15 protein-coding genes are annotated in these 18,067 nt (G+C 64.2%); 3 read left to right on the top strand and 12 right to left on the bottom strand.

The features are described 5' to 3' along the window. Positions 1-60 precede the first annotated feature (60 nt). Positions 61-1,266, bottom strand: a complete 1,206-nt coding sequence (locus tag ACZ1JV_RS07015; RefSeq protein WP_465148954.1) for a Ros/MucR family transcriptional regulator — start codon at positions 1,264-1,266, stop codon at positions 61-63. Between the two features lie 377 nt (positions 1,267-1,643). Here ACZ1JV_RS07015 and ACZ1JV_RS07010 point away from each other — a divergent pair, with 377 nt between their 5' ends. Further along, positions 1,644-2,282, top strand: coding sequence for a glutathione S-transferase family protein (locus ACZ1JV_RS07010; protein WP_465148953.1), 639 nt, complete (start codon positions 1,644-1,646; stop codon positions 2,280-2,282). Positions 2,283-2,291: 9 nt separating this feature from the next. Here the strand turns inward: ACZ1JV_RS07010 and ACZ1JV_RS07005 are convergent, their stop codons facing one another. The 6 genes from ACZ1JV_RS07005 to ACZ1JV_RS06980 all read right to left on the bottom strand — a co-directional run bounded on the left by ACZ1JV_RS07005 (position 2,292) and on the right by ACZ1JV_RS06980 (position 9,123). Further along, on the bottom strand, positions 2,292-4,148 hold the full coding sequence (locus tag ACZ1JV_RS07005) for an AsmA family protein (RefSeq protein ID WP_465148952.1): 1,857 nt from the start codon (positions 4,146-4,148) through the stop codon (positions 2,292-2,294). A 108-nt stretch (positions 4,149-4,256) separates the two neighbouring features. Then, the gene (locus ACZ1JV_RS07000; protein ID WP_465148951.1) at positions 4,257-4,550 is read right to left on the bottom strand and encodes a DUF3325 domain-containing protein; all 294 of its coding nucleotides are present in this window, start codon (positions 4,548-4,550) and stop codon (positions 4,257-4,259) included. Then, positions 4,547-6,151, bottom strand: coding sequence for a PepSY-associated TM helix domain-containing protein (locus ACZ1JV_RS06995; RefSeq protein ID WP_465148950.1), 1,605 nt, complete (start codon positions 6,149-6,151; stop codon positions 4,547-4,549). The genes ACZ1JV_RS07000 and ACZ1JV_RS06995 overlap by 4 nt, the downstream gene beginning before the upstream one ends. Then, positions 6,148-6,411 carry a hypothetical protein gene (locus tag ACZ1JV_RS06990; RefSeq protein ID WP_465139449.1) on the bottom strand — a complete coding sequence of 88 codons (264 nt, stop codon included), beginning with the start codon at positions 6,409-6,411 and terminating at the stop codon, positions 6,148-6,150. The genes ACZ1JV_RS06995 and ACZ1JV_RS06990 overlap by 4 nt, the downstream gene beginning before the upstream one ends. A 50-nt stretch (positions 6,412-6,461) precedes the next feature. Further along, the gene (locus tag ACZ1JV_RS06985) at positions 6,462-8,732 is read right to left on the bottom strand and encodes a TonB-dependent siderophore receptor (RefSeq protein WP_465148949.1); all 2,271 of its coding nucleotides are present in this window, start codon (positions 8,730-8,732) and stop codon (positions 6,462-6,464) included. 166 nt (positions 8,733-8,898) lie between these two features. Continuing rightward, the gene (locus ACZ1JV_RS06980) at positions 8,899-9,123 is read right to left on the bottom strand and encodes a hypothetical protein (protein ID WP_465148948.1); all 225 of its coding nucleotides are present in this window, start codon (positions 9,121-9,123) and stop codon (positions 8,899-8,901) included. Between the two features lie 291 nt (positions 9,124-9,414). Here ACZ1JV_RS06980 and ACZ1JV_RS06975 point away from each other — a divergent pair, with 291 nt between their 5' ends. Beyond that, complete coding sequence (locus ACZ1JV_RS06975) at positions 9,415-10,719, top strand: sugar porter family MFS transporter (protein ID WP_465148947.1); 1,305 nt, start codon at positions 9,415-9,417, stop codon at positions 10,717-10,719. Positions 10,720-10,836: 117 nt separating this feature from the next. Here the strand turns inward: ACZ1JV_RS06975 and ACZ1JV_RS06970 are convergent, their stop codons facing one another. From ACZ1JV_RS06970 to ACZ1JV_RS06950, 5 genes are all read right to left on the bottom strand, one after another. After that, positions 10,837-11,484: an outer membrane protein gene (locus tag ACZ1JV_RS06970; RefSeq protein ID WP_465148946.1), complete on the bottom strand. Its 648-nt coding sequence runs from the start codon at positions 11,482-11,484 to the stop codon at positions 10,837-10,839. A gap of 164 nt (positions 11,485-11,648) precedes the next feature. Then, positions 11,649-12,851 carry a glycosyltransferase family 4 protein gene (locus ACZ1JV_RS06965; RefSeq protein ID WP_465148945.1) on the bottom strand — a complete coding sequence of 401 codons (1,203 nt, stop codon included), beginning with the start codon at positions 12,849-12,851 and terminating at the stop codon, positions 11,649-11,651. Positions 12,852-12,934: 83 nt separating this feature from the next. Then, positions 12,935-14,587 carry a capsular polysaccharide export protein, LipB/KpsS family gene (locus ACZ1JV_RS06960; RefSeq protein ID WP_465148944.1) on the bottom strand — a complete coding sequence of 551 codons (1,653 nt, stop codon included), beginning with the start codon at positions 14,585-14,587 and terminating at the stop codon, positions 12,935-12,937. Positions 14,588-14,607: 20 nt separating this feature from the next. Then, positions 14,608-15,456 carry an inositol monophosphatase family protein gene (locus ACZ1JV_RS06955; protein ID WP_465148943.1) on the bottom strand — a complete coding sequence of 283 codons (849 nt, stop codon included), beginning with the start codon at positions 15,454-15,456 and terminating at the stop codon, positions 14,608-14,610. Between the two features lie 44 nt (positions 15,457-15,500). Further along, the gene (locus tag ACZ1JV_RS06950; protein WP_465148942.1) at positions 15,501-16,709 is read right to left on the bottom strand and encodes a DUF2279 domain-containing protein; all 1,209 of its coding nucleotides are present in this window, start codon (positions 16,707-16,709) and stop codon (positions 15,501-15,503) included. A 141-nt stretch (positions 16,710-16,850) separates the two neighbouring features. On the opposite strand from ACZ1JV_RS06950, the gene ACZ1JV_RS06945 reads away from it, so the two are divergent. After that, a complete protein-coding gene (locus ACZ1JV_RS06945) occupies positions 16,851-17,894 on the top strand; it encodes a phytanoyl-CoA dioxygenase family protein (protein ID WP_465148941.1) in 1,044 nt (347 codons plus the stop codon). Positions 17,895-18,067: the final 173 nt, after the last annotated feature.

Here is an 18,067-nt window from a genome sequence, read left to right as displayed (position 1 = left end):
TCCGGCGCCGATTGACCGGCACCGCAAGAGCTGGCCCTTCGAACACTGCTTTTGCGTAGTCTACTCCTTCGCAAGTTCGCTGGCCGAAGCCGGCTGCGGAGATGCGGTAGTAGCCGCCGCCGGCGTCTCTACAGCAGCGACCTTGATCCCCAGCTTAGAACGGCTTTTCCCGGAAGCCGAAGACTTGGTCTTGGCCGCCGCCTTGGTTTTCGGCTTCACTGCTTTGGGCTTTGCCGTCTGCGCGGCCTTCTTTGCAGCAGGCTCGGCAGTCGCAGGCTTCGGCGTGGCGGTTGCCGCAACGTCTGGCACTTTCTTGGCAGCCTGACGGGTACGCGGCTTCGCAACCGCCTTAGGGGCGGGGCTGGGCTCGGTCTTGACCGCAGCCGCAGCTGCGGGGGCCGATCCCGGCGTACGCGCCATGCGGCGGGCCGGCTTTTTGGCGGGTTCCACGATGCCAGTCGATGCGCTCTTCGCTACAGCCGGCTTTTCGGTTTCCCGTTTCGCGGGGCTGGAGACGGCAGCGCCGACGGACACCTTGGGAGCTGGCTTGCCGGCGGACCGGGGCGCCGCTTTACCGGCCGTTTTGGGCTTGGCGGCGGGAGATTTGGCGGTTTGAGGCTTCGGGGGCGCAGAAGTTGTGCCCGCAGACTTGGTAATCGGTGCGGCGTCGGAAGTTGAAGCCGAAGTCAAAGTTTCGGTTGCCCGCGATGCCTTGCCCGGCCGCTTGCTGAAAGCCTTTGCGGCCGGCTTGGTTGCCGCCGCGACGCTTGCGGGCGTTTTCTTCGCAGCTGCCTTGCCCGTTTTCACGTTAGTTGGGGGGGCAGTTTCCGCAGCCTTGGCCGGAGCCGCCGCGACCGAACTTGCAGCCATCCTGCTGCCGCCCAGCCCTGCTGCTTTCGCGAAGGCCCGCCGCTGCTCGGAATAACTTTTCGAAACCATCGGATAAGTGGCCGGAAGATTGTACCGCGCGCGATACTCTTCTGGGGTAAGACCGTTATTGGCCAAGTGCCGCTTGAGCGCCTTGTACGGCTTTCCATCGATCAGGCTGAGAATGTGATCGGGTGAGGCCAGGCTCTCTTCGGCCGAAACCGCGGGTTTGAACACCGGGGCTTCATCCGCATCCGCGGAAGACTTTCCGGCCAGCGCGGTGCGCGTCGCCTCGATCAACCCGGGAAGCGCGTCGCTCGATACGGCGTTGTTCGAGACGAATGCACTCAACAGTTCAACTGTCAGGCGGGTGAGCTCTGTCTGCTCGGTGTCTGGCATGGAAGGTCCCTCTTGAAGGGGTTTGTTGGACGAAGCCGTTGTCTTCCCAATTTCTTGGCAAGTAAAGCTGATTTTCGCGCGGCCTGCGGGATAGGTACAGCAGGCATTGGCCAGCATCGTCGGGCGGGTGATTTCGGTTTGTTTGACAAGGGATCGAACAAGCAGCCGCAACCTACCATTATCGTTCTCGAAGAGCGTGTCTTTGTCTTGAATGACTACGCGAAACTCCGGATTGCGCTTGTGGAAGCCCGTCTATTCCGAAAACGGCGGAGTTCCCTTTGCCGCGCCGGCAAATCGTACGCGTGCAACCATGCGCGGGGCCGGTCGTTGGTTCGATCGTGGCCCGACAATGGAACCCAATGGGGAACCCAATAGCGATGATTACCGTGCACCATCTGGAGAATTCGCGGTCGCAGCGGGTGCTGTGGCTGCTTGAAGAGCTTGGTCTTCGCTACACAGTCAAGCGCTATGAGCGCGATCGGAAAACCATGCTGGCCCCGCCGGAACTGCGCGCGGTGCACCCCCTTGGAAAATCGCCGGTATTGGTCGATCGCGATCCGTCAGGCGCGAGCCGTATCATCGTGGAAACCGGAGCGATCGTCGAGTACCTCGTCGATAAGGCGGACGGGCTGCTTGGCAAACCCTATGGTGAGGATGCGGCGATGCGTTACCGCCAATTCCTGCATTATGCGGAAGGATCGCTGATGCCGCCGCTGCTGGTCAATCTGGTGCTCGGCCGGATACCGGTGGTGGGCAAGGCGGCGCAGAAGCGTCTTCAGCCCATGATCGACGTACATCTGGACTTTGTCGAACGGGAATTGAGCGCAAGGCCCTGGTTTGCCGGAGATACTTTCACGGCCGCCGATATCATGATGAGCTTTCCGCTCGAAGCCGCAAGGGATCGTGGTTTCCTGGAGGTCGGCCGGCCGATCACGAATATCTGGCTGGAGACGATACAGGCAAGGCCGGCCTATGAAACAGCGCTGGAGAAGGGCGGGCCCTACCGTTTCGCATGAGCATAGTGCTCAGTTCCCTTCGGCCGCCAGCGCCTGCGCCCGTAGCGCCATGCAATCGGCATCGACGGCCCTGGGCGATTGCTCGCCGGAGATGGCCTTGCCCAACGCCTTGATGACGTTGCCGATGGATTTGACCTCACGCGGGATGACAACGGCCGGGTTGCGGATCGTCCCCCCCGCATGGATCGAACCGGGCAGGCGCAAGACGGCGCCTTTCTTGGGAAGGCCAGTAAGCGTGAGCGCGATACGCTCGTCGGGAAAGGCGATCGTTCCCGTGCCGCGCGTCTGACTTTCGCTGGTATCGATCAGCACTGGCGCCGCCGTGCCGGTTCCGCGATGCATTTCCAGGCGCGCGACGGCGCAGCGCAAGGTGGCCCGCTCATTGTCGCCCGCAATGAGGCCTTTACCGACATCGAAGCCCAGCAGGCTGGCAAGTTTTGCCGGCAGGATACCGTCATGCGCGATCACCCCGATGGTGCCGTCAGACGTGCCGACGGCTTCGCGGATCGTGTCTCCCACGCCGGACAGGCGAACCCGCCCATCGACGGTTGCGTCGATTTCTCCGCTGCCACCCGCCAGCGCATCGATGCTGCTGCCCCGCAGATCGAGGGCCAGGGCGATCGTCGGCTTGGTCTGCCCCTGTCGCTGATCCACCGTGACCGTGCCGCCGATGACACCGCGGCTGAGGCGCAGGGTCAGGGGTTTGGCGACGAGCAGCCGGCGATCGAGCGTCAGAACGCCTTGCGCGCTGCGCAGCGGTGAAGAGCCGGCGCCGATGATCCGGTCGATCCGAAAGGCGATGCGTCCGTCGGTCTTGTCGATCTTGCGGATGTTGAGCCGGGTGTTGGGGACGAATCTCTCCCCCTGGGACTTTTCGAGGGCGTGTGCGGCGGCCCGGCTTTGATCGGACGCCAGATCGGCAAAATCCAGCGTTTCGAACCGGATTTCGCCATCGAGTTTTGTACGAGCGGAAGTCTTGTCCACCGAGAGCTTGGCGGAAAGCCGACTGGTGCCGACCGTGCCCTTGAGATCGCGGACCGTCCAGACCTGCGACTGGTGCCGCACGCGCGCGGTCAGGCTGATCGGCTGCGTGTGGAAGAGGCCAGCCTCGATCACGCGGTCCATCAGTTTCAGGTCATTTGCCCGCGCCGTTACATCGACCTGCATGTCATCCGTGCGCAGCGGTCCAGCCATGGTTCCCTTGGCGCGCATGTCGATCGCGGATCCGGCAATGCGCGCCTCGAACGGCCAGACTGCGCTTGACGCCGTGGCCGGACCCTTGATCGATACCTCTACCGCATTGCCGTCGATCTCGCCGGGACCGGAAGCCACCAGCCCGCCTCGGGGATCGATGGTGAAATGGAGGTTCACGGATCGCTTGCGCAGCGCGTCTCGATAGCGGATCTGCCCCTGCGCCGATTCCACCCCGGAAAGTGAGATCGCGCGGCCCGATCCGCCTTCCCGCTTGTTGCCGTCGCTCCAGTTGACGCGGTGGTTCGCGTCCCGAACGAGGTCAAGCATCACGCCGTCCGCGGAAACCAGTTCCGGGCTGCCGCGCCCGATCAGCATCGGCAATATCGCGACGCGCACACGAAGCTGCCGGATCGAGGCAAGCTTGCCCGGACCGGCCCACGCCGCCTGCGGAACTTCGACGCCATTCAGCTTGAGGACGGGGGTGAACGAGAAGGCTTTATCGCGCGACATCCTTGCGATCGTCACCGGGCGGCCAAATTGTGCGCTCAGCTTGCGTTCGGCAAGTTGCTTGAACCAGCCCACCGGAAAGCTCGCGGCGAATAGCGTGGCGATGGCAAGACATGCCGCGAGAACCGCCAGAGTAATCGAAATGCGCCGACGAAGCAGGGTCATTGCCTGCTAATGCGTGGGCGGAGCGGACGTTCCTTGAGGGGAACGGCGGCAGGTCGTTTGTTCTCCCCGGCGCCTCGCAGCCTGCACGTCCTGCGCTTGCCGGGAAGGTCATTTCGAACGCCGTGACCGGTCAGCCTCGGTGGGGGCAAGGTTGAGAAAGAGGAACACGGCAGCCGCCCCGAAGCTCAGCGCCCCCAGCCAGAGCACCCCGCCGTAGACAGCGCCTTGTGCCGCGAAGGCGAGCACGAAGCACAGCACCACTCCCACCCATGCCAGACATTTCAGCACGCGCTTGCGTTCCGGTGACGGGCGGGCACCAAGGCGTTGTTGGTAGTGCTGGCCGCTGGCAAGGCCGAACAGCGCGAACGCGGCGACGGCGCAGAGAAGGCAGAGAATCGTCATTCCGCTGCCTCCAGCACGGGCGCACGCGTTGCAGTTGCCGGTGGGCGCTGGCGCCTGGAGCGGCGCTCCGCCGGACGATAGGTGTGGACCCGCCACGCCGTCGCCAGAAAGGCCGTGCCGAAGACGATCAGGGCAAGATCGATGCCCGCCAGCACGAAGTCTCCCGCCGCCAGCGTCGCCGGAAGGCCGCGCGGCGTGGCCAGCATGTCGTAGAACGGGATCGTCGCCAGCAAGGCCCCGGTGGCCGCCAGCAGCACCGACCAGGCCCGTCCTTCACGCAGTACGCCGGCAATCCCGAGTGAGAGAGCCCAGGCGATGAACAAGGTGTGGATTTCCCAGTCCGCGCGGCCTTTCATGGCCAGCGGCAGCACCCGGTTCGCCCAGAGCATCGCGGCGATGCCGAGCGGGAAACCGCCGACCACGGCCACGTTGAGCCAGGCCACGATGCGAAAGCCCAGATGCGGGCGTGCGGGATTTGGCAGTTTCTCGCGCCGCTTGACGGTCCAGAGCACAAGGCCGCTCGCCACCATCAAAGTGCCGCCCACGCCGCAAAGGAAGTAGAGCCAGCGCAGGCCGTAGTCCGCGAAGCGCCCGGCATGGAGGCCGATCATCGCCCCCGCCGTCACATTCGCGCCGCCCGGTGGCGGAGACTGCCAGATCACCGCGCCGTCGGTGCCGCGATAGGTCACGGATGGCGTGCGGGATGACAGCATGGAAGTGTTCGCGCGTGAGACGGTTACGGTGGCGGCAGCGTCTCCGGGTTCTGCTACATTGATGGAACCGGCCGGTCCGCCCAGCCGATGTTCGGCATCGCGGACCAGGCGGGTGATATGGGTCAGGGGGGCAGGATCACCGGTGCGCAGGGGTTCCTCGACGTGCGGGAACAGGCGGTCATAGAGCTTTTCGGGATCGGCATAGTTGGCGACCGAGGCCCATGGCATCAGCATCGCCATCAGCGTGACCACGCCGGTGTACGTGATCATCAGGTGAAACGGCAGTGCCAGCACGGCGGTGGCGTTGTGCCCGTCCAGCCATGAACGCTGGCCCTTGCCCCGGCGCAGGGTGAAGAAGTCCTTGAAGATCTTCTTGTGCGTGACGATCCCGGTCAGGATCGCGACCAGCATCGCCATCGCCGAAATGCCCACCAGCCAGCGTGCCCAGAGCACCGGCATGTAGTGAAGATCGAAATGGAAGCGGTAGAAGAACTCGCCGCCGCGCGTTTCGCGGGCGACCGTAGGCTGGCCGTCCGCGCCGATCAGCGCCTGATTGTCGCGGCTGCGGCGCCCGCCGCGTCGGCCCCGTTCCTTGCCCGGTTCCGGCTGCGGCTGCCAATAGACTTGCGCACCGGCCGAACGGTCGCTGGGCATCGTAATGTACCAGCTTTTCGCGTCCGGTGCCTTGTGCTGAAGGAAGCGCTGAGCCCCGGCGAGTACGGTATAAGGCTGCTCGATCCGGTCCAGTTCCGGGCGCATCCAGCGGTTCAGCCCTTCTCTCCAGAAGGCCATTGTACCGGCCGCGAAGATGACGAACAGCACCCAGCCGAGCAGCAGGCCCGACCAGGTGTGCAGGAACGATTGCGATTGGCGGAAGCTCTTGCTCATAGCCGTCCGGTTCCCATGATCGAAAGCCAGGTCAGCCCGCCGGCAAGGGCGCCGGCAAGCGCGAGTGTCCACACCGCGCGCCAGCCGCTGCGGGCGGCGAAGGCCCACATCGCTGCGCCTGCGCAGAAGGCGAAGGCGACCAGCGTTGCCGCCACCGTCGCCTCCGCCCGGTCGCCGGGCAGCAGCCGCGCCAGTGCCATGGCCCAAAGGCTGGCGACGGCATATCCCAGCGGCACGGCCGCCAGGATGCGCAGGGTCATGTCGCCCCGCCGCCGCCACGCCTCCGCACGGTTGCTGCCCGACGTAGCGCTCACGGGTAGGCGAACCGCAGCGTGGCGAAGACGGTGCGCGGGCTGCCGAAGTAATTGCCGCGACCGGTGGAGGAGATGCGCGCGTAATAGGTCTTGTCGAACAGGTTGTTGACGTTGACCGATAGCGAGATGCGCTCGTCGAAATCGTACCCGGCGCGCAGGTCCACCACGGCATAGCTGCCCTGGCGCACGATGGTGGAGCGGGTGGTGACGACGCCCGCCGCATTGCGAACCGCCGGATTGCCGCCGTAAGTCGAGCTGAACCACGTCAGCGCGCCGCCCACGCTCAGGCCATTCAGAGGGCCGCTGGGCACCTTGTAATTGGTGAAGGCCTTCACCGAGTGCTTCGGAATGATCGGTACCAGCGGCAGCCCTTCGAACTGCGCATTGGCATCTTCCAGATACTTGGTCTTGGTGAAGCTGTAGCCGCCGTTGATCCGCCAGCCGGGCAGGATCTCACCCGCGGCCTCCGCCTCGAACCCGCGCGCGCGGACCTTGCCGATCTGCAGCACGACGGTGGCGTCGTCCGGATCGTTGAACAGGCGGTTGGTCTGTTCGATCTGATAGGCGGCGGCGGACAGCAGCAGCTTGTCGTTCATCAGCGAAAGCTTGGTGCCCAGTTCGTACTGCGCGCCGACCAGCGGTTCGATCTGCCGCCCATCCGGACGCGCGCGGCCTGCCGGGGCGGCCTGCGGCGTGAAACTGTCGGCATAGGAGCCATAGAGGTTCCAGTCCTTCGTCACGTCCCAGACAAGGCCGGCGTAAGGCGTGAAGCGGGCATCGATGGTATAGCCGGACTTCTTGCCCAGCACCGGCAGCAGCGTCTGCGTATCGGTGTCCCACCAGGTCAGGCGGCCGCCGCCGATGGCTGTCAGCCCTTCCACCGGATTGAAGCGAAGCTGGCCGTAGGCGCCGTATTGCTCAACCTTGGTGTCGCTGCCGCCATAGCTCTGCAGCACGCAGTTGACGGGGGCAGGGGTGATGACGGTGGTGCTGTCCGGGCAAGTCGCGCCGGTGCCCTGCACCGGATAGTAGGGCAGCGGGCCATAGGGATTGAGCGGCGGCTCCAGCGGCGAAACCGGATCGTAGACGTCGATCCGCGCATAGTTGGACAGGCGCGTGAAATACGACTGGTACGAACTGCTCTGATAATCGACGCCCAGGATCAGCGTGTGGTCCCGCCCGAACGCGGGGAAACTGCCCACCGCGTTGAAATCGAAGGCATGGGTCTTCATGAAGCTGTCGCCGCGATAGGCGATGTGGTTGGTCACGCCGTTGGTGGGCGTTACCGGCTGGTTGCCGATGTAGCTGTAGACGTCGACACGGTCGGTATCGGTGTAGAGGCCGCTGGCACGCAGGGTCCACCGGTCGCTGATCTGATGCGTAACATCGGCGAAGACCGACCAGATTTCCGACTTGAACCGGTTCCAGTCCGCGCCGAGGTAGGTGGAGCGCGGCACGTCGAGCAATTGACCTTCGCTGCCATCCCAACCACCGGCGATGCCGGGCAGGCCGGACTGGATCGCGGGCTTGAAGCGATCGTAATTGACGCCGAAAGTCACCGTCGTGCGCGAACCGATATCGACTTTGCCGGTGCCGAACACCGCCAAACGATTGCGGTGGGCGACGTCGAAGAACTGGTCCTGATCCTGCACCATGGCGCCCGCGCGCACGGCCACGCCCTGCGCCAGCGGTGCGGAGATATCCAGTTCCCCGCGGAAGTTCTGATAGCTGCCGTAGCCCAGCGAGCCTTGCGCCTTGAATTCGTCCAGCGGGCGCTTGCGCACCATGTTGATGCTGCCGGCCGGGTTGCCCGATCCGCTGAACAGGCCCGCGGGGCCGCGCAGCACTTCCAGCCGGTCATAGAAGAACAGGTCCGGCACGACGGCGGGGAAGTTGAAGGAAAGGGTGGGCGTGCCGTCGATCAGGTAATTGCTGATCGCGAAACCGCGCGACATGTAGGACGGGTCTTCGCTGCCGACACCGGTAACGGTGATGCCCGGCGTGGCGGTCAGCGCGTCTTCCAGCGTGAAGAGATTCTGCGCCTGGATCTGCTCCCGATCCACAAGCGTGACAGTATTCGGAATGTCCTTCAGCGGGGTGACCGTCTTGCCCACCTCTCCGCCATAGCTCTTGCCCAATACGATGATGTCGCCTTCACTGTTCCGTTCTGGCGCCTCAGCGGCTTCTTCGGACCACGCCTGCGCGGGATACATGGAAAGGATCGCAAGGCCGAAGGCCCCGGCCGAGTTCAACAGTCTGTTTTTCAATGGGTCGCTCCCTGATTCGCAGGGGCGGATACAGTGATTGCTATCGCGAGTCACTCGCAATATGACCTGGATAGCAAGCCTTGCAATGTAGCAACGCATTGATACGTATCAGCAATGCGCCACAAATGTTGCTGCCAATGGTGGGGGCAGCGGGGAAGCGGGCACGCTATTTCAGGCGGCGAACTACCGCCCGGCTTATGAAAAAGACGGCTATGACAATGAACAGAGTGGGCAGGAAAATCGGAATGCGATCGATGAGTCCGTTTCGCTCCGGCCCTGCATCGCCCATCACGCGGGCTAGATCGAGTATCAGGACGGGTACGCCAATGGCCGCCGCTGAAATGCAACCGACACGATCTTCGGGCGGCAAGCCTTCGTAACTCTCACTCATCACTACCACCTACCACGCACATCAATGTCAGCAATGTCGGCGAAAACGCGCCCTGTATCTGGTTCGTGTCCGTGCGGACCAGTGCTCATCACGTACGGGGCCCGTTTGTGATTGACGTTCCAGCCAATTTCCAACCTGATCGCGGCATGATTCACGATGGACACGGAAGATGCGTCTCCCTAGCGAATTGCCGGAAGATGGATGCGATTGACCAACTGGCGAAGTTCGCTTAGCCCGTAGGGTAAAATTATAACGCAAAATTAAAAATTTAATTGGGATGGGCATGTCTTGATGAATTCTACGCTGTTTCGCGGGGTGCTCGTGGGGGCCTTGGCCGGACTGTTGTTCGGCTTCGATACGGCGGTGATTGCCGGCACGACGGAGGGCATTCGTACGGCATTCGGACTGGACGCCACCGGCGTTGGCATTACCGTTTCGAGCGCGCTTTGGGGCACCTTGGCCGGCGCGCTGCTGGCCGGTGTTCCCGGGGATCGCTTCGGCGCACGCGCTTCGCTGTCGGTGATCGCTCTGCTCTACCTCATTTCGGGCATCGGCTGTCTTCTGGCGCCGAACTGGCCGGTGCTGCTGGTCATGCGCGTGCTTGCCGGTTTCGCGGTGGGGGCGTCGTCCGTGCTCGCGCCGGTCTATATCGCCGAAATCGCTCCGGCCGAGCGGCGCGGGATGATGGTGGGGGCGTTCCAGCTCAATGTCGTGCTGGGCATACTTGTCGCCTATCTCAGCAATTACTTCGTATCCAGCCTGCAACTGGGCGCACTGGATTGGCACGTGAAATTCGGCGTTACCGCCATTCCGGCGGTGCTGCTGCTGGTGATGATGCGCACGATCCCGGACAGCCCGCGCTGGCTGTTCGCCAAGGGGCGAGAGGGTGAGGCGGCGGCGGTGCTCGGCAGGCTGGGCAATGCGGACGTTGCGGGCGAGATGGAGCGTTGGCGTCGGGCCGAGGGGGCAACCCATGCCCCGCGCCTCAACTGGAAGCGTCATCACCGGCCGATGCTGCTGGCGATTGCGATTGCCGGGTTCAACCAGCTCTCAGGCATCAATGCCATCCTCTACTATCTCAACGACATTTTTGCGGCCGCCGGCTTCAGCGGCGTTTCGGCAGACCGGCAGGCCATCGTGATCGGCGCCTGCAACCTGATCTTCACGGCACTGGCGCTGACGGTGATCGACCGTATCGGCCGCAAGACGCTGCTGCTGATCGGATCCGTGGGGCTGACGGCCGCGCTGGCCGGTGTGGCGGCGATCTTCTCCAGCGGCACGCATCAGGACTGGCTGCTCTGGCTGCTGATCGGCTTCATCGCCTTCTTCGCCTTTTCGCAGGGCGCAGTGATCTGGGTCTATATCAGCGAGATCTTCCCGACCGACGTGCGCGCCCGCGGGCAGAGCCTGGGATCGTCGGTTCACTGGTTCATGGATGCAGTGATCGCCTTCGGGTTCCCGCTGGCGGCAGCCCATGCGCGGGCCCTGCCGTTCTGGCTGTTCGCGGCGATGATGGCGCTGCAATTCGTGGTGGTGGCGGTTTTCTTCCCGGAGACCAAGCGGCGTTCGCTGGAAGCCATCGGAGAGGCTATGTAGCGATCCGGCCCAGATTGGCGATCCGGGCGGTGCTCCCTGCCGAGGGGGTAGCGACGATTGCCAGCCGGCAGGGAGCGCGCGCGGAGACGGGGGCGAATGCCTCCGTCTCGGCAGGTGCTATTTGAAGCGGACGCCCACGCCGCCCATGATGCGCTGGCGTGCGGTGTGGCCGTGATAGTCCGAATAGACGTACTGGGCGTTGAGGTAGACCGGCATCCGGCCCTGCGTCAGCGTATATTCCACGCCGCCGCCGACCTGGTAGCCATCGGCGCGATAGTGGTCGTAGACCAGCTGGTTGCCGTCCGGCGCATCGATCCGGCGGCGCTGTTCGGAATTGACGTAGCCGCCCTTGGCGAAGACCAGCAACTGCGGGGTGAACAGGTAACCCGCGCGAACGGCGGCGCCCCATTCCTCGAACGCCTTGTGGCAGATGCTGTTGTCGTCGGGGAGCGACTGGCAGTTCTGGTTCCAGTTGTTGGCGCGCCAATAGCTGCCTTCGGCGCCGATCACGATCCTGTCGCCATACATGCCGTCAAAACCGACCGTGGCACCATAGCCGAACTTGTCGTTGTGCGTCCCTTCGGACTGGAAGCGGTCGCCACCGAAGTTGCCTTCGACGCGGATGCCCCGGAACGAGGTGCCGTTGCTGCTGGTTGAGGTGGAAGAAGATGAGGTCGTGGTGGTGTCCGTATCCTGGGCCGCAGCCGATTGAGATGCGATGCCTGCGATCATCACCGCAGCGAGCGTGAGGGATTTGGTAATCATGGCCAACTTCCTTTGGTTGTCGCTAGCTGCCCAACTGGAAAGGCGAAGATTTGGTTTCATTAAAATTAGTCGCAGAATGGGTATTGGCGCCAATCTGTGACGGATAGGCCACACCATAAAGCAAGCCTAATCTAGGCATGAAGACCGCAGAATTCTGCGCTTTATTATGGTTTCCCGAGGGTTGCCAGCCAAGGGGCCACCAAAGCCATATGATCGATCCAGTCAGGCGTCGGGAACTTTTTTAGAGCTGCCGTTTGCCGGTTGCGATCGGCGCTGTCGTGCAGATAGTCGTGGGCGGCGGCGGCCCATGCGGCGGGATCGTCGGCATCCAGAAGCAGCGGCACGCCGGCCGCAATCTCGTGATAGATCGCAAGGTCTGCAGCGATCACCGGGGTGCGGCGCAGCATGGCCTCCAGCACCGGCAGGCCATACCCTTCGACCTTGCTGGGCATCAGAACGGCGCGCGCGTGGGTGATCCAGGCATCCAGTTCCGCGTCTTCGCACGAACCCAGTTCGATCACCCGCCCATGTTCCGGCGCTGGTTGGTCGAGGCGGGCGAATGTCGCCTCCGCCATCCACCCGCGCTGGCCGACGAGCACGAGATCGGGCGCGTCGGGGCCAAGCTTGGCGCGCAGCTTGTCCCACGCATCGAGCAGCAGCATGTGGTTCTTGCGCCCCTCTATCGTGCCGATCGAGAGGAAATAGGGGCGGGAATGCGGGACGGCGCTGCCGCTTGGCGCGGCCGGCTCGATGCCGAGATGGGCAACCAGCTGGGCGGGATTGGCGATGCCTTCCTGTTCGGCAAATTCCGTCAGGGCCCGGCCGGTATCGGCGGAATTGAGGATGATGCCATTGGCGCTGCGCAGGGCATTGCGCATGCGGACGGCGTGCTTGTCCTTCTCGCCCGGGCGGCAGAATTCCGGGTGGGTGATAGGGATCAGGTCATGGATCAGGTAGACCGGGCGCAGGCCGCGCTGTCGCAGCCAATCGGGAAGGCTGTCCACATGCAGCCCGGTATGGCCGACGTTCAGATAGATCCGCCCGGCAAGGTCAGGCCCCCACAGCATCGCGCGGGGTATTGCCCGCGCCAGCAGCAGGACGAGGCGCCGCTTATCCAGCTTGCCGATACCGTTCATCAACAATGCGAACAGGCGGTCGCTATCTTTCGGCCCAAGCACGATCCGGCGATCGCGCCATTGCAGGAACGCGCAGGACTGGCTGGCGAAATGGTCCAGATAGGCCAGGCACACGCGGTCGATCCCGGTTGGCAGCCGCCCGCGCCAAAGACGCCAGATCAGGCGGCTGACATCGAGAACGATGGGCCGAGAGGCAAGGCTGTCACTTCGGGAGGAGCGGGCTTCTGGCAAGATCTGGTCCGGTTGGGGAGGTGCCTCAGGAGCGGAGGCGCTTAGCAAGTGCCTGCGCCGATTGGCAAGCGATGGAGCCGCTGTCATCGCCGCCCGAGCAAACGGTTCAGCCGACCCTGCCATTCGCGCAGCCAGATCTGCGGCGAACGAACGACGGCTTGGCCCGCCGCGATGCGTTCCACCAGCACCTCCGCCTCGCAGGGCAGGCGGGTGACCGGGTCGAGATAACGCGGATAGAGAATGAGCGTGGCCGCCACCAATTCGTCCAGCGTGCGGCGGCGCGTGCGCCGCTCCGGCACCGGGCCGAGATCGCGGGTAAGGCCCCAGCCGGCATAGAACGGCACGCCGTGGGTGACGACCTCGCGCCCGCGCATCAAAGCCTCGAACCCGGCCAGCGAACTGATGACGTGCACGGCGTCGACGCGGTCCAGCAGCGCCGCGATCGAGGAGGTGCGGTCGATCTCGTCCGCGAATTCCAGCGCCTGCGCATCGGGTACGTGGCCCTTGCGGTGGCCGGCCTCCACATCGGGATGCGGTTTGAAGACGATGCGTGATCCGGGTTCTTGCGCGCGGGCGCGGCGCAGCAGTTCGAGATTGCCCAGCCCTCCGCCACCGGTGAGCACGGCACGGTCATCCTCCACTTGCCCGGTGACCAGAACCAGCCGGCCTTCCCGCCGACCATCTTCGGCGGAGGCGGCCCGGTTGCCGTCGTTCTCGTACTTGCTGATCCCGGCCTGCACCAGCCGCCGACGCAGATCGGCGGCGCGGGACAGCATCGGGGCATCGATCTCGGCGGTTTCCAGCAGGGTTTCCAGCATGCTGGCCTGCGCGGGATCGAAATGCGGCCCCTGCGTATCGACCACGATCGACAGCGGCGGCACGCAATTGGCGCCGAGCCCGGTCGAGCGGATCATCCCGTCCTCGATCTCGCCGACGGGCACGCCTTTGGCTTCCAGCGCGGCAATGGCCGCAGGATCGCTGCGGGTGATCCAGGCGAGCGCCTGTGCGCCGGGGGTAGACACGTTCTTGCGATCATGCGGCACCGGGCCGGACCCGGCCCACAGCAGATTGTCCGCCGTGATCCGCTTCCAGCGCGCAATACCAAGCACCGATGCGACCGTGCGGTTCGCATCGATAAGCGCGCGCCAGCGGCCGAGGATGGTGATGGCTTCGAGGGCGTCTATCTCGCCGCCGGTGAACGGGTCGCGGTAGGTCCAATGCTGGCACAGTTCCCGCGCGATCACGGGCCCCAGCGCTTCGGGCCGGGTAAGCGCGGCGAAGCGGCCCGCGCCGACCACGGTGAGCGGCAGGCCGAGAACGGCGGCAATCAATGCGATTTCGTTATCGGCAGAGGCAATCACGCGGCTGGCGCCAGCGCAGACATGCCATGGATCGATGCCGGCAGGCAGGCTGGGGACCGCCTCGGAACCGACCGGGCCGACCGAAACGGCCCGATCGAGCAGTCCGGCCAAGCGGGCGCTGGCCACGCAGGCAGACAGACTTTCGGTTGAAGAGGTTGCAAGGATCACGTCGCGGTCGGCTGCGAGCGCGGGCCACGCGCCCCAGAACGACCCGCCCACCCGCAACTGCCGTAAGGCGGCCACCAGCCTGTCGGCGATGGAAAGGTCTGCCGGCCTAGCCTCTTGCTGTGCGGCGCCTTCCGGTCGCGGCACGGCAAGCGGCTGGGCGCGGTGGCCGGGGAAGGGGGGGATGCGCAGGAACGGAACGGTGTTCATGGAAATATCGGTCGCGGGGGTCACAACGTTACATTCGCCTTGGTAAGATCGTAACCCAATTCTTCAAGCCTGCGCGCCACTGCATCCCACTGCCTGGGGGAGGTGGCGGCGATCAGGCCCTCGGCATTTTCATCGCTGCGATAGGGCGCTCCGTTCGGCCGGGCGGCGCGCCCGCCGGCGGCGTTCAGGAAAACGAGGCCCGCCGCGTGATCCCACGGCAGCGTGCGCGTGAACAGCGTGACGTCGTTGCCGCCGGTCGCGATGCGCGGATACTGGTCGGCGGCGCAGCGCGGGCTGTCCACCACCTCATGATCCAGCGCCAGAGCCGCGATCATTTCCGCACGGAGGGTCCGGTCGGCGAACAGGCGTGTCACGGCAACCAGCGGGCGTTCGCGTGCGGGTTCCGGTACGGTGAACGCCTCCCCGTCGATCCAGGCACCCCGGCCCGCGCGCGCGGCGCAGAAGCGGCCGGAGAGCGGATCGAAAATCCAGCCGCCCACCGGCAGTCCATCCTCGACAAGGGCGACCAGCATGCCGAATGGGCCCTGGCCCGCGGCAAAATTGGCAGTGCCGTCCAGCGGGTCGATCAGCCACGATGTGCCGCTGCGGAGGCGCTGGAGCAAATCGGGATCGGCATGGACCGCCTCCTCGCCGACGATGCCGGCGCCCGGGATCAGTGTTGCAAGCCGGTCGGCAAGGATTTCTTCGCTCTCGCGGTCGGCTGCGGTGACGGGTTCTTCACCGCCTTCATCCGCGCCGGCCTTGTCGATCAGGACACGCGCCTCCGCCGTGCGAAAACGCGGCATGATCGCCAGCCGCGCCGCATCGCGCATGGCCTGTTCGACCGCGTGCGAAAGCGGGTCCGTCATCGTGTCTTCCCGTCGGTTGCCGGCGGGCAGATAGGTTCGACCGATCAGAAGTCGAACTGTCCCGTGGTGTCGTATCGCACCGAAGTATAAGGGATCTGGACGTAGTCAAGCACCGAGTAGGCCATCCTGCCGATCTTCGACCGCGAATTCGAGAAGAGAAGCTCGCCAAGGTTCAGGCCCACGCCGACGAAGAGATGGCGCTTCGGTTCCTTGCCCGCCGCACGATCTTCGTTGAGGAAGTCCGACGCGAAATAGCCCACCTGCAGGTCGACGAAACGCAGCGGGGTGTTGTGCAGCTTTTCGAAGCCGGCGCCCTTCAGCGAGAACATGTAGCGCTGCTGCGCGTAGTGCGGCTTGCCCTGGATGCTCCAGATCTTGTCGTTGGGAATGATCTCCACTTTAAAGGAGAACTTCTCCTTCATTCCCGGCACCGTATTGCGCAGCACGGACAAGGCGGCGCCGGCGATATTCATCGACACATCCTGAAGCGAATAGCCGCTGTCCGGCTCGATCGCGTCCGAAATCTCGTTGAACGCCATCAGGCCAGAGGCGATGATGGCCGCGGTGATGGCATCGCCTTGCGATGCGCCGGTTCGGTTGTGAATGCGGTTGTGTAGGAATTCGGCAATCAGATAAGTGTCGAAAGCATGGGTCAGCTTGTCGACGCCGATATTGTCGGTGTTCTTGCCGAAGTAGCCTTCGTCCTTGAAATGGAACGGGACGGGGTCTTCGAAGAACTTGTGCGCGCTGACGGCCATGAAATAGCCGGTGAACAGCAGGGTTTCGGTCTTCACCGTGCTCGCCTGCGCGAAGAACCCGTTATAGGGCGCCTCACTCCGCGGAAGATGGTCCGACCAGCGCATCCGGGGCGGCTCAGGTGTATCGGCAATGCTAGGCGGCCCGACATCGCTCTGCGGTTCGGCCTGAAGGGTTCCTGCCGTGAAGTTGTCGGCTTCCCCAGCCGGCATCGCAGCGACCAGGGCAGTGACTTCGCTCGAAACTCCCGGCGCGTCGCTATCGGAAGACAGGTGCGCGAGATTCCAGCTTATCGGCTCGATGCCGATAAGCGGTTTTGGCGAGATCAAGGGAACGGGATTTGCCGCCTCGGGCAAGCTGACGGCCGGGGTCCCATGCGGCTTGGAAATAGGGTTTTGCGCGCCGTCCGGTGAAGCTGAAACTTCGGCAAAGGCGGGTGTGGCGGCGATTGCGCCGATAAGCGCCAGAATGGTCCCTGCGCTTGAGCCTGTGGTCATCTATATTCGTCGCCTTGCACAATGCTTCCGCACCGGCCGATGCGACGGAACTGGCATTCCGTGCGACGGACTCCGCGAAAGAAGTTGCCAAATACCCCTTGTTGGGGCCATTGAGCGATCCGAAGGATTGGTCCTGTTTTCATGATTGTTTTCAAGTCGGTCAAGTTATTCTTTATGTTCCCGATCTGGGTAATCCAGCTTGGAACGGGCGCGAAAAGTTTCCTGGACAATCCCCTGATCGGTTCCCAGCGGCTGAATCGGCGCGGCCTTCACCGGGCGCGCGTGCAGCTGGCCGGCGCGCTTTGCGCTTGGCGTCGGAGGCGACTCGCCCGACATGTTCGCGCCGATTGGCGTGAGGCGTTCGACCGGGACGGCTTCGTCGCGATTTCCGATTTCATCCCGCCCGATGCCTTCGCTGCACTGCGGCAGGCAATCCTCGATTATCGGGGAGAGGCGCGCGAAATGCAGCAGGGCGATGCGGTGACGCGCCGGCTCGCGGTCGATCCGGACATGCTCGCCGCGATCCCCGAATTGCGTCGACAACTCGATCGCGACGATCTGCGGGCGCTGTTCCACTATGTCGCCAGTTTTCGCGTCACGCCACTGCACTATATCCAGACGATCGTCACCCATGACGAGGGCGATCACGTCGATCCGCAGGAGGCGCTGCATGCCGACGCATTCCACTCGTCGCTGAAGGCTTGGCTGTTTCTCAACGCGGTGGAGCCTGACGAGGCGCCGTTCACTTACGTGCGCGGATCGCATCGCCTGACGCCCGAGCGCATGGATTGGGAATATCGCCGAAGCCTGGCCGACCCGCGCGAGATGAGCCGGCTTACGGGGCGCGGTTCGCCCCGCGTCGGCGAAGAGGAGCTTGCGGCGATGGGGCTTGCGGATGGTGAGGCGCTGGCGGTTGCCGGCAATACGCTGGTCGTGGCCGACACCATCGGGTTTCACGCACGCGGGGCATCGGTACGGCCGATCGAGCGGGTGGAAATATGGTCCTATGCCCGGCGCAACCCGTTCCTCCCATGGCTGGGCGGCGACCTGCTGAGCCTGCCCGGCATCGCCGAACGCCGGGTGGGATGGGTCTGGGCGGCACGGGATCGTCTTGCCGGCTGGATCGGCCAGCCCTGGCGGCCCGTGGGCCTGCGCACTCCTACCGGCGATCCGCAGAAATCCTGAGGTTTACCCCGAGTCGAGCCATTCTTCCGTGCATCCAATGGCCGCAATTCCGTTTGCGAGGGACGCACCGGGAATTGCGACGAAGCGGGCGGTCTAAGGGTTTGAGGGGATTTACATACTGTATTGTGAGGGTTACGCAGTAATTAGTTGGAATTGCCGTCCGTTAACCTGGT

The sequence above is a fragment of the Novosphingobium sp. BL-S-19 genome (assembly GCF_055521675.1).
This window is presented reverse-complemented; position numbering and strand designations above follow the sequence as displayed.

What these genes read in the sequence shown, in the direction of transcription:
- ACZ1JV_RS07000 (WP_465148951.1), bottom strand. Translation starts at nt 4,550, where the DNA reads ATGACGATTCTCTGCCTTCTCTGCGCCGTCGCCGCGTTCGCGCTGTTC.
- ACZ1JV_RS07010 (WP_465148953.1), top strand. Translation starts at nt 1,644, where the DNA reads ATGATTACCGTGCACCATCTGGAGAATTCGCGGTCGCAGCGGGTGCTG.
- ACZ1JV_RS06990 (WP_465139449.1), bottom strand. Translation starts at nt 6,411, where the DNA reads ATGACCCTGCGCATCCTGGCGGCCGTGCCGCTGGGATATGCCGTCGCC.
- ACZ1JV_RS07015 (WP_465148954.1), bottom strand. Translation starts at nt 1,266, where the DNA reads ATGCCAGACACCGAGCAGACAGAGCTCACCCGCCTGACAGTTGAACTG.
- ACZ1JV_RS06945 (WP_465148941.1), top strand. Translation starts at nt 16,851, where the DNA reads ATGATTGTTTTCAAGTCGGTCAAGTTATTCTTTATGTTCCCGATCTGG.
- ACZ1JV_RS07005 (WP_465148952.1), bottom strand. Translation starts at nt 4,148, where the DNA reads ATGACCCTGCTTCGTCGGCGCATTTCGATTACTCTGGCGGTTCTCGCG.
- ACZ1JV_RS06995 (WP_465148950.1), bottom strand. Translation starts at nt 6,151, where the DNA reads ATGAGCAAGAGCTTCCGCCAATCGCAATCGTTCCTGCACACCTGGTCG.
- ACZ1JV_RS06950 (WP_465148942.1), bottom strand. Translation starts at nt 16,709, where the DNA reads ATGACCACAGGCTCAAGCGCAGGGACCATTCTGGCGCTTATCGGCGCA.
- ACZ1JV_RS06975 (WP_465148947.1), top strand. Translation starts at nt 9,415, where the DNA reads ATGAATTCTACGCTGTTTCGCGGGGTGCTCGTGGGGGCCTTGGCCGGA.
- ACZ1JV_RS06970 (WP_465148946.1), bottom strand. Translation starts at nt 11,484, where the DNA reads ATGATTACCAAATCCCTCACGCTCGCTGCGGTGATGATCGCAGGCATC.
- ACZ1JV_RS06955 (WP_465148943.1), bottom strand. Translation starts at nt 15,456, where the DNA reads ATGACGGACCCGCTTTCGCACGCGGTCGAACAGGCCATGCGCGATGCG.
- ACZ1JV_RS06960 (WP_465148944.1), bottom strand. Translation starts at nt 14,587, where the DNA reads ATGAACACCGTTCCGTTCCTGCGCATCCCCCCCTTCCCCGGCCACCGC.
- ACZ1JV_RS06980 (WP_465148948.1), bottom strand. Translation starts at nt 9,123, where the DNA reads ATGAGTGAGAGTTACGAAGGCTTGCCGCCCGAAGATCGTGTCGGTTGC.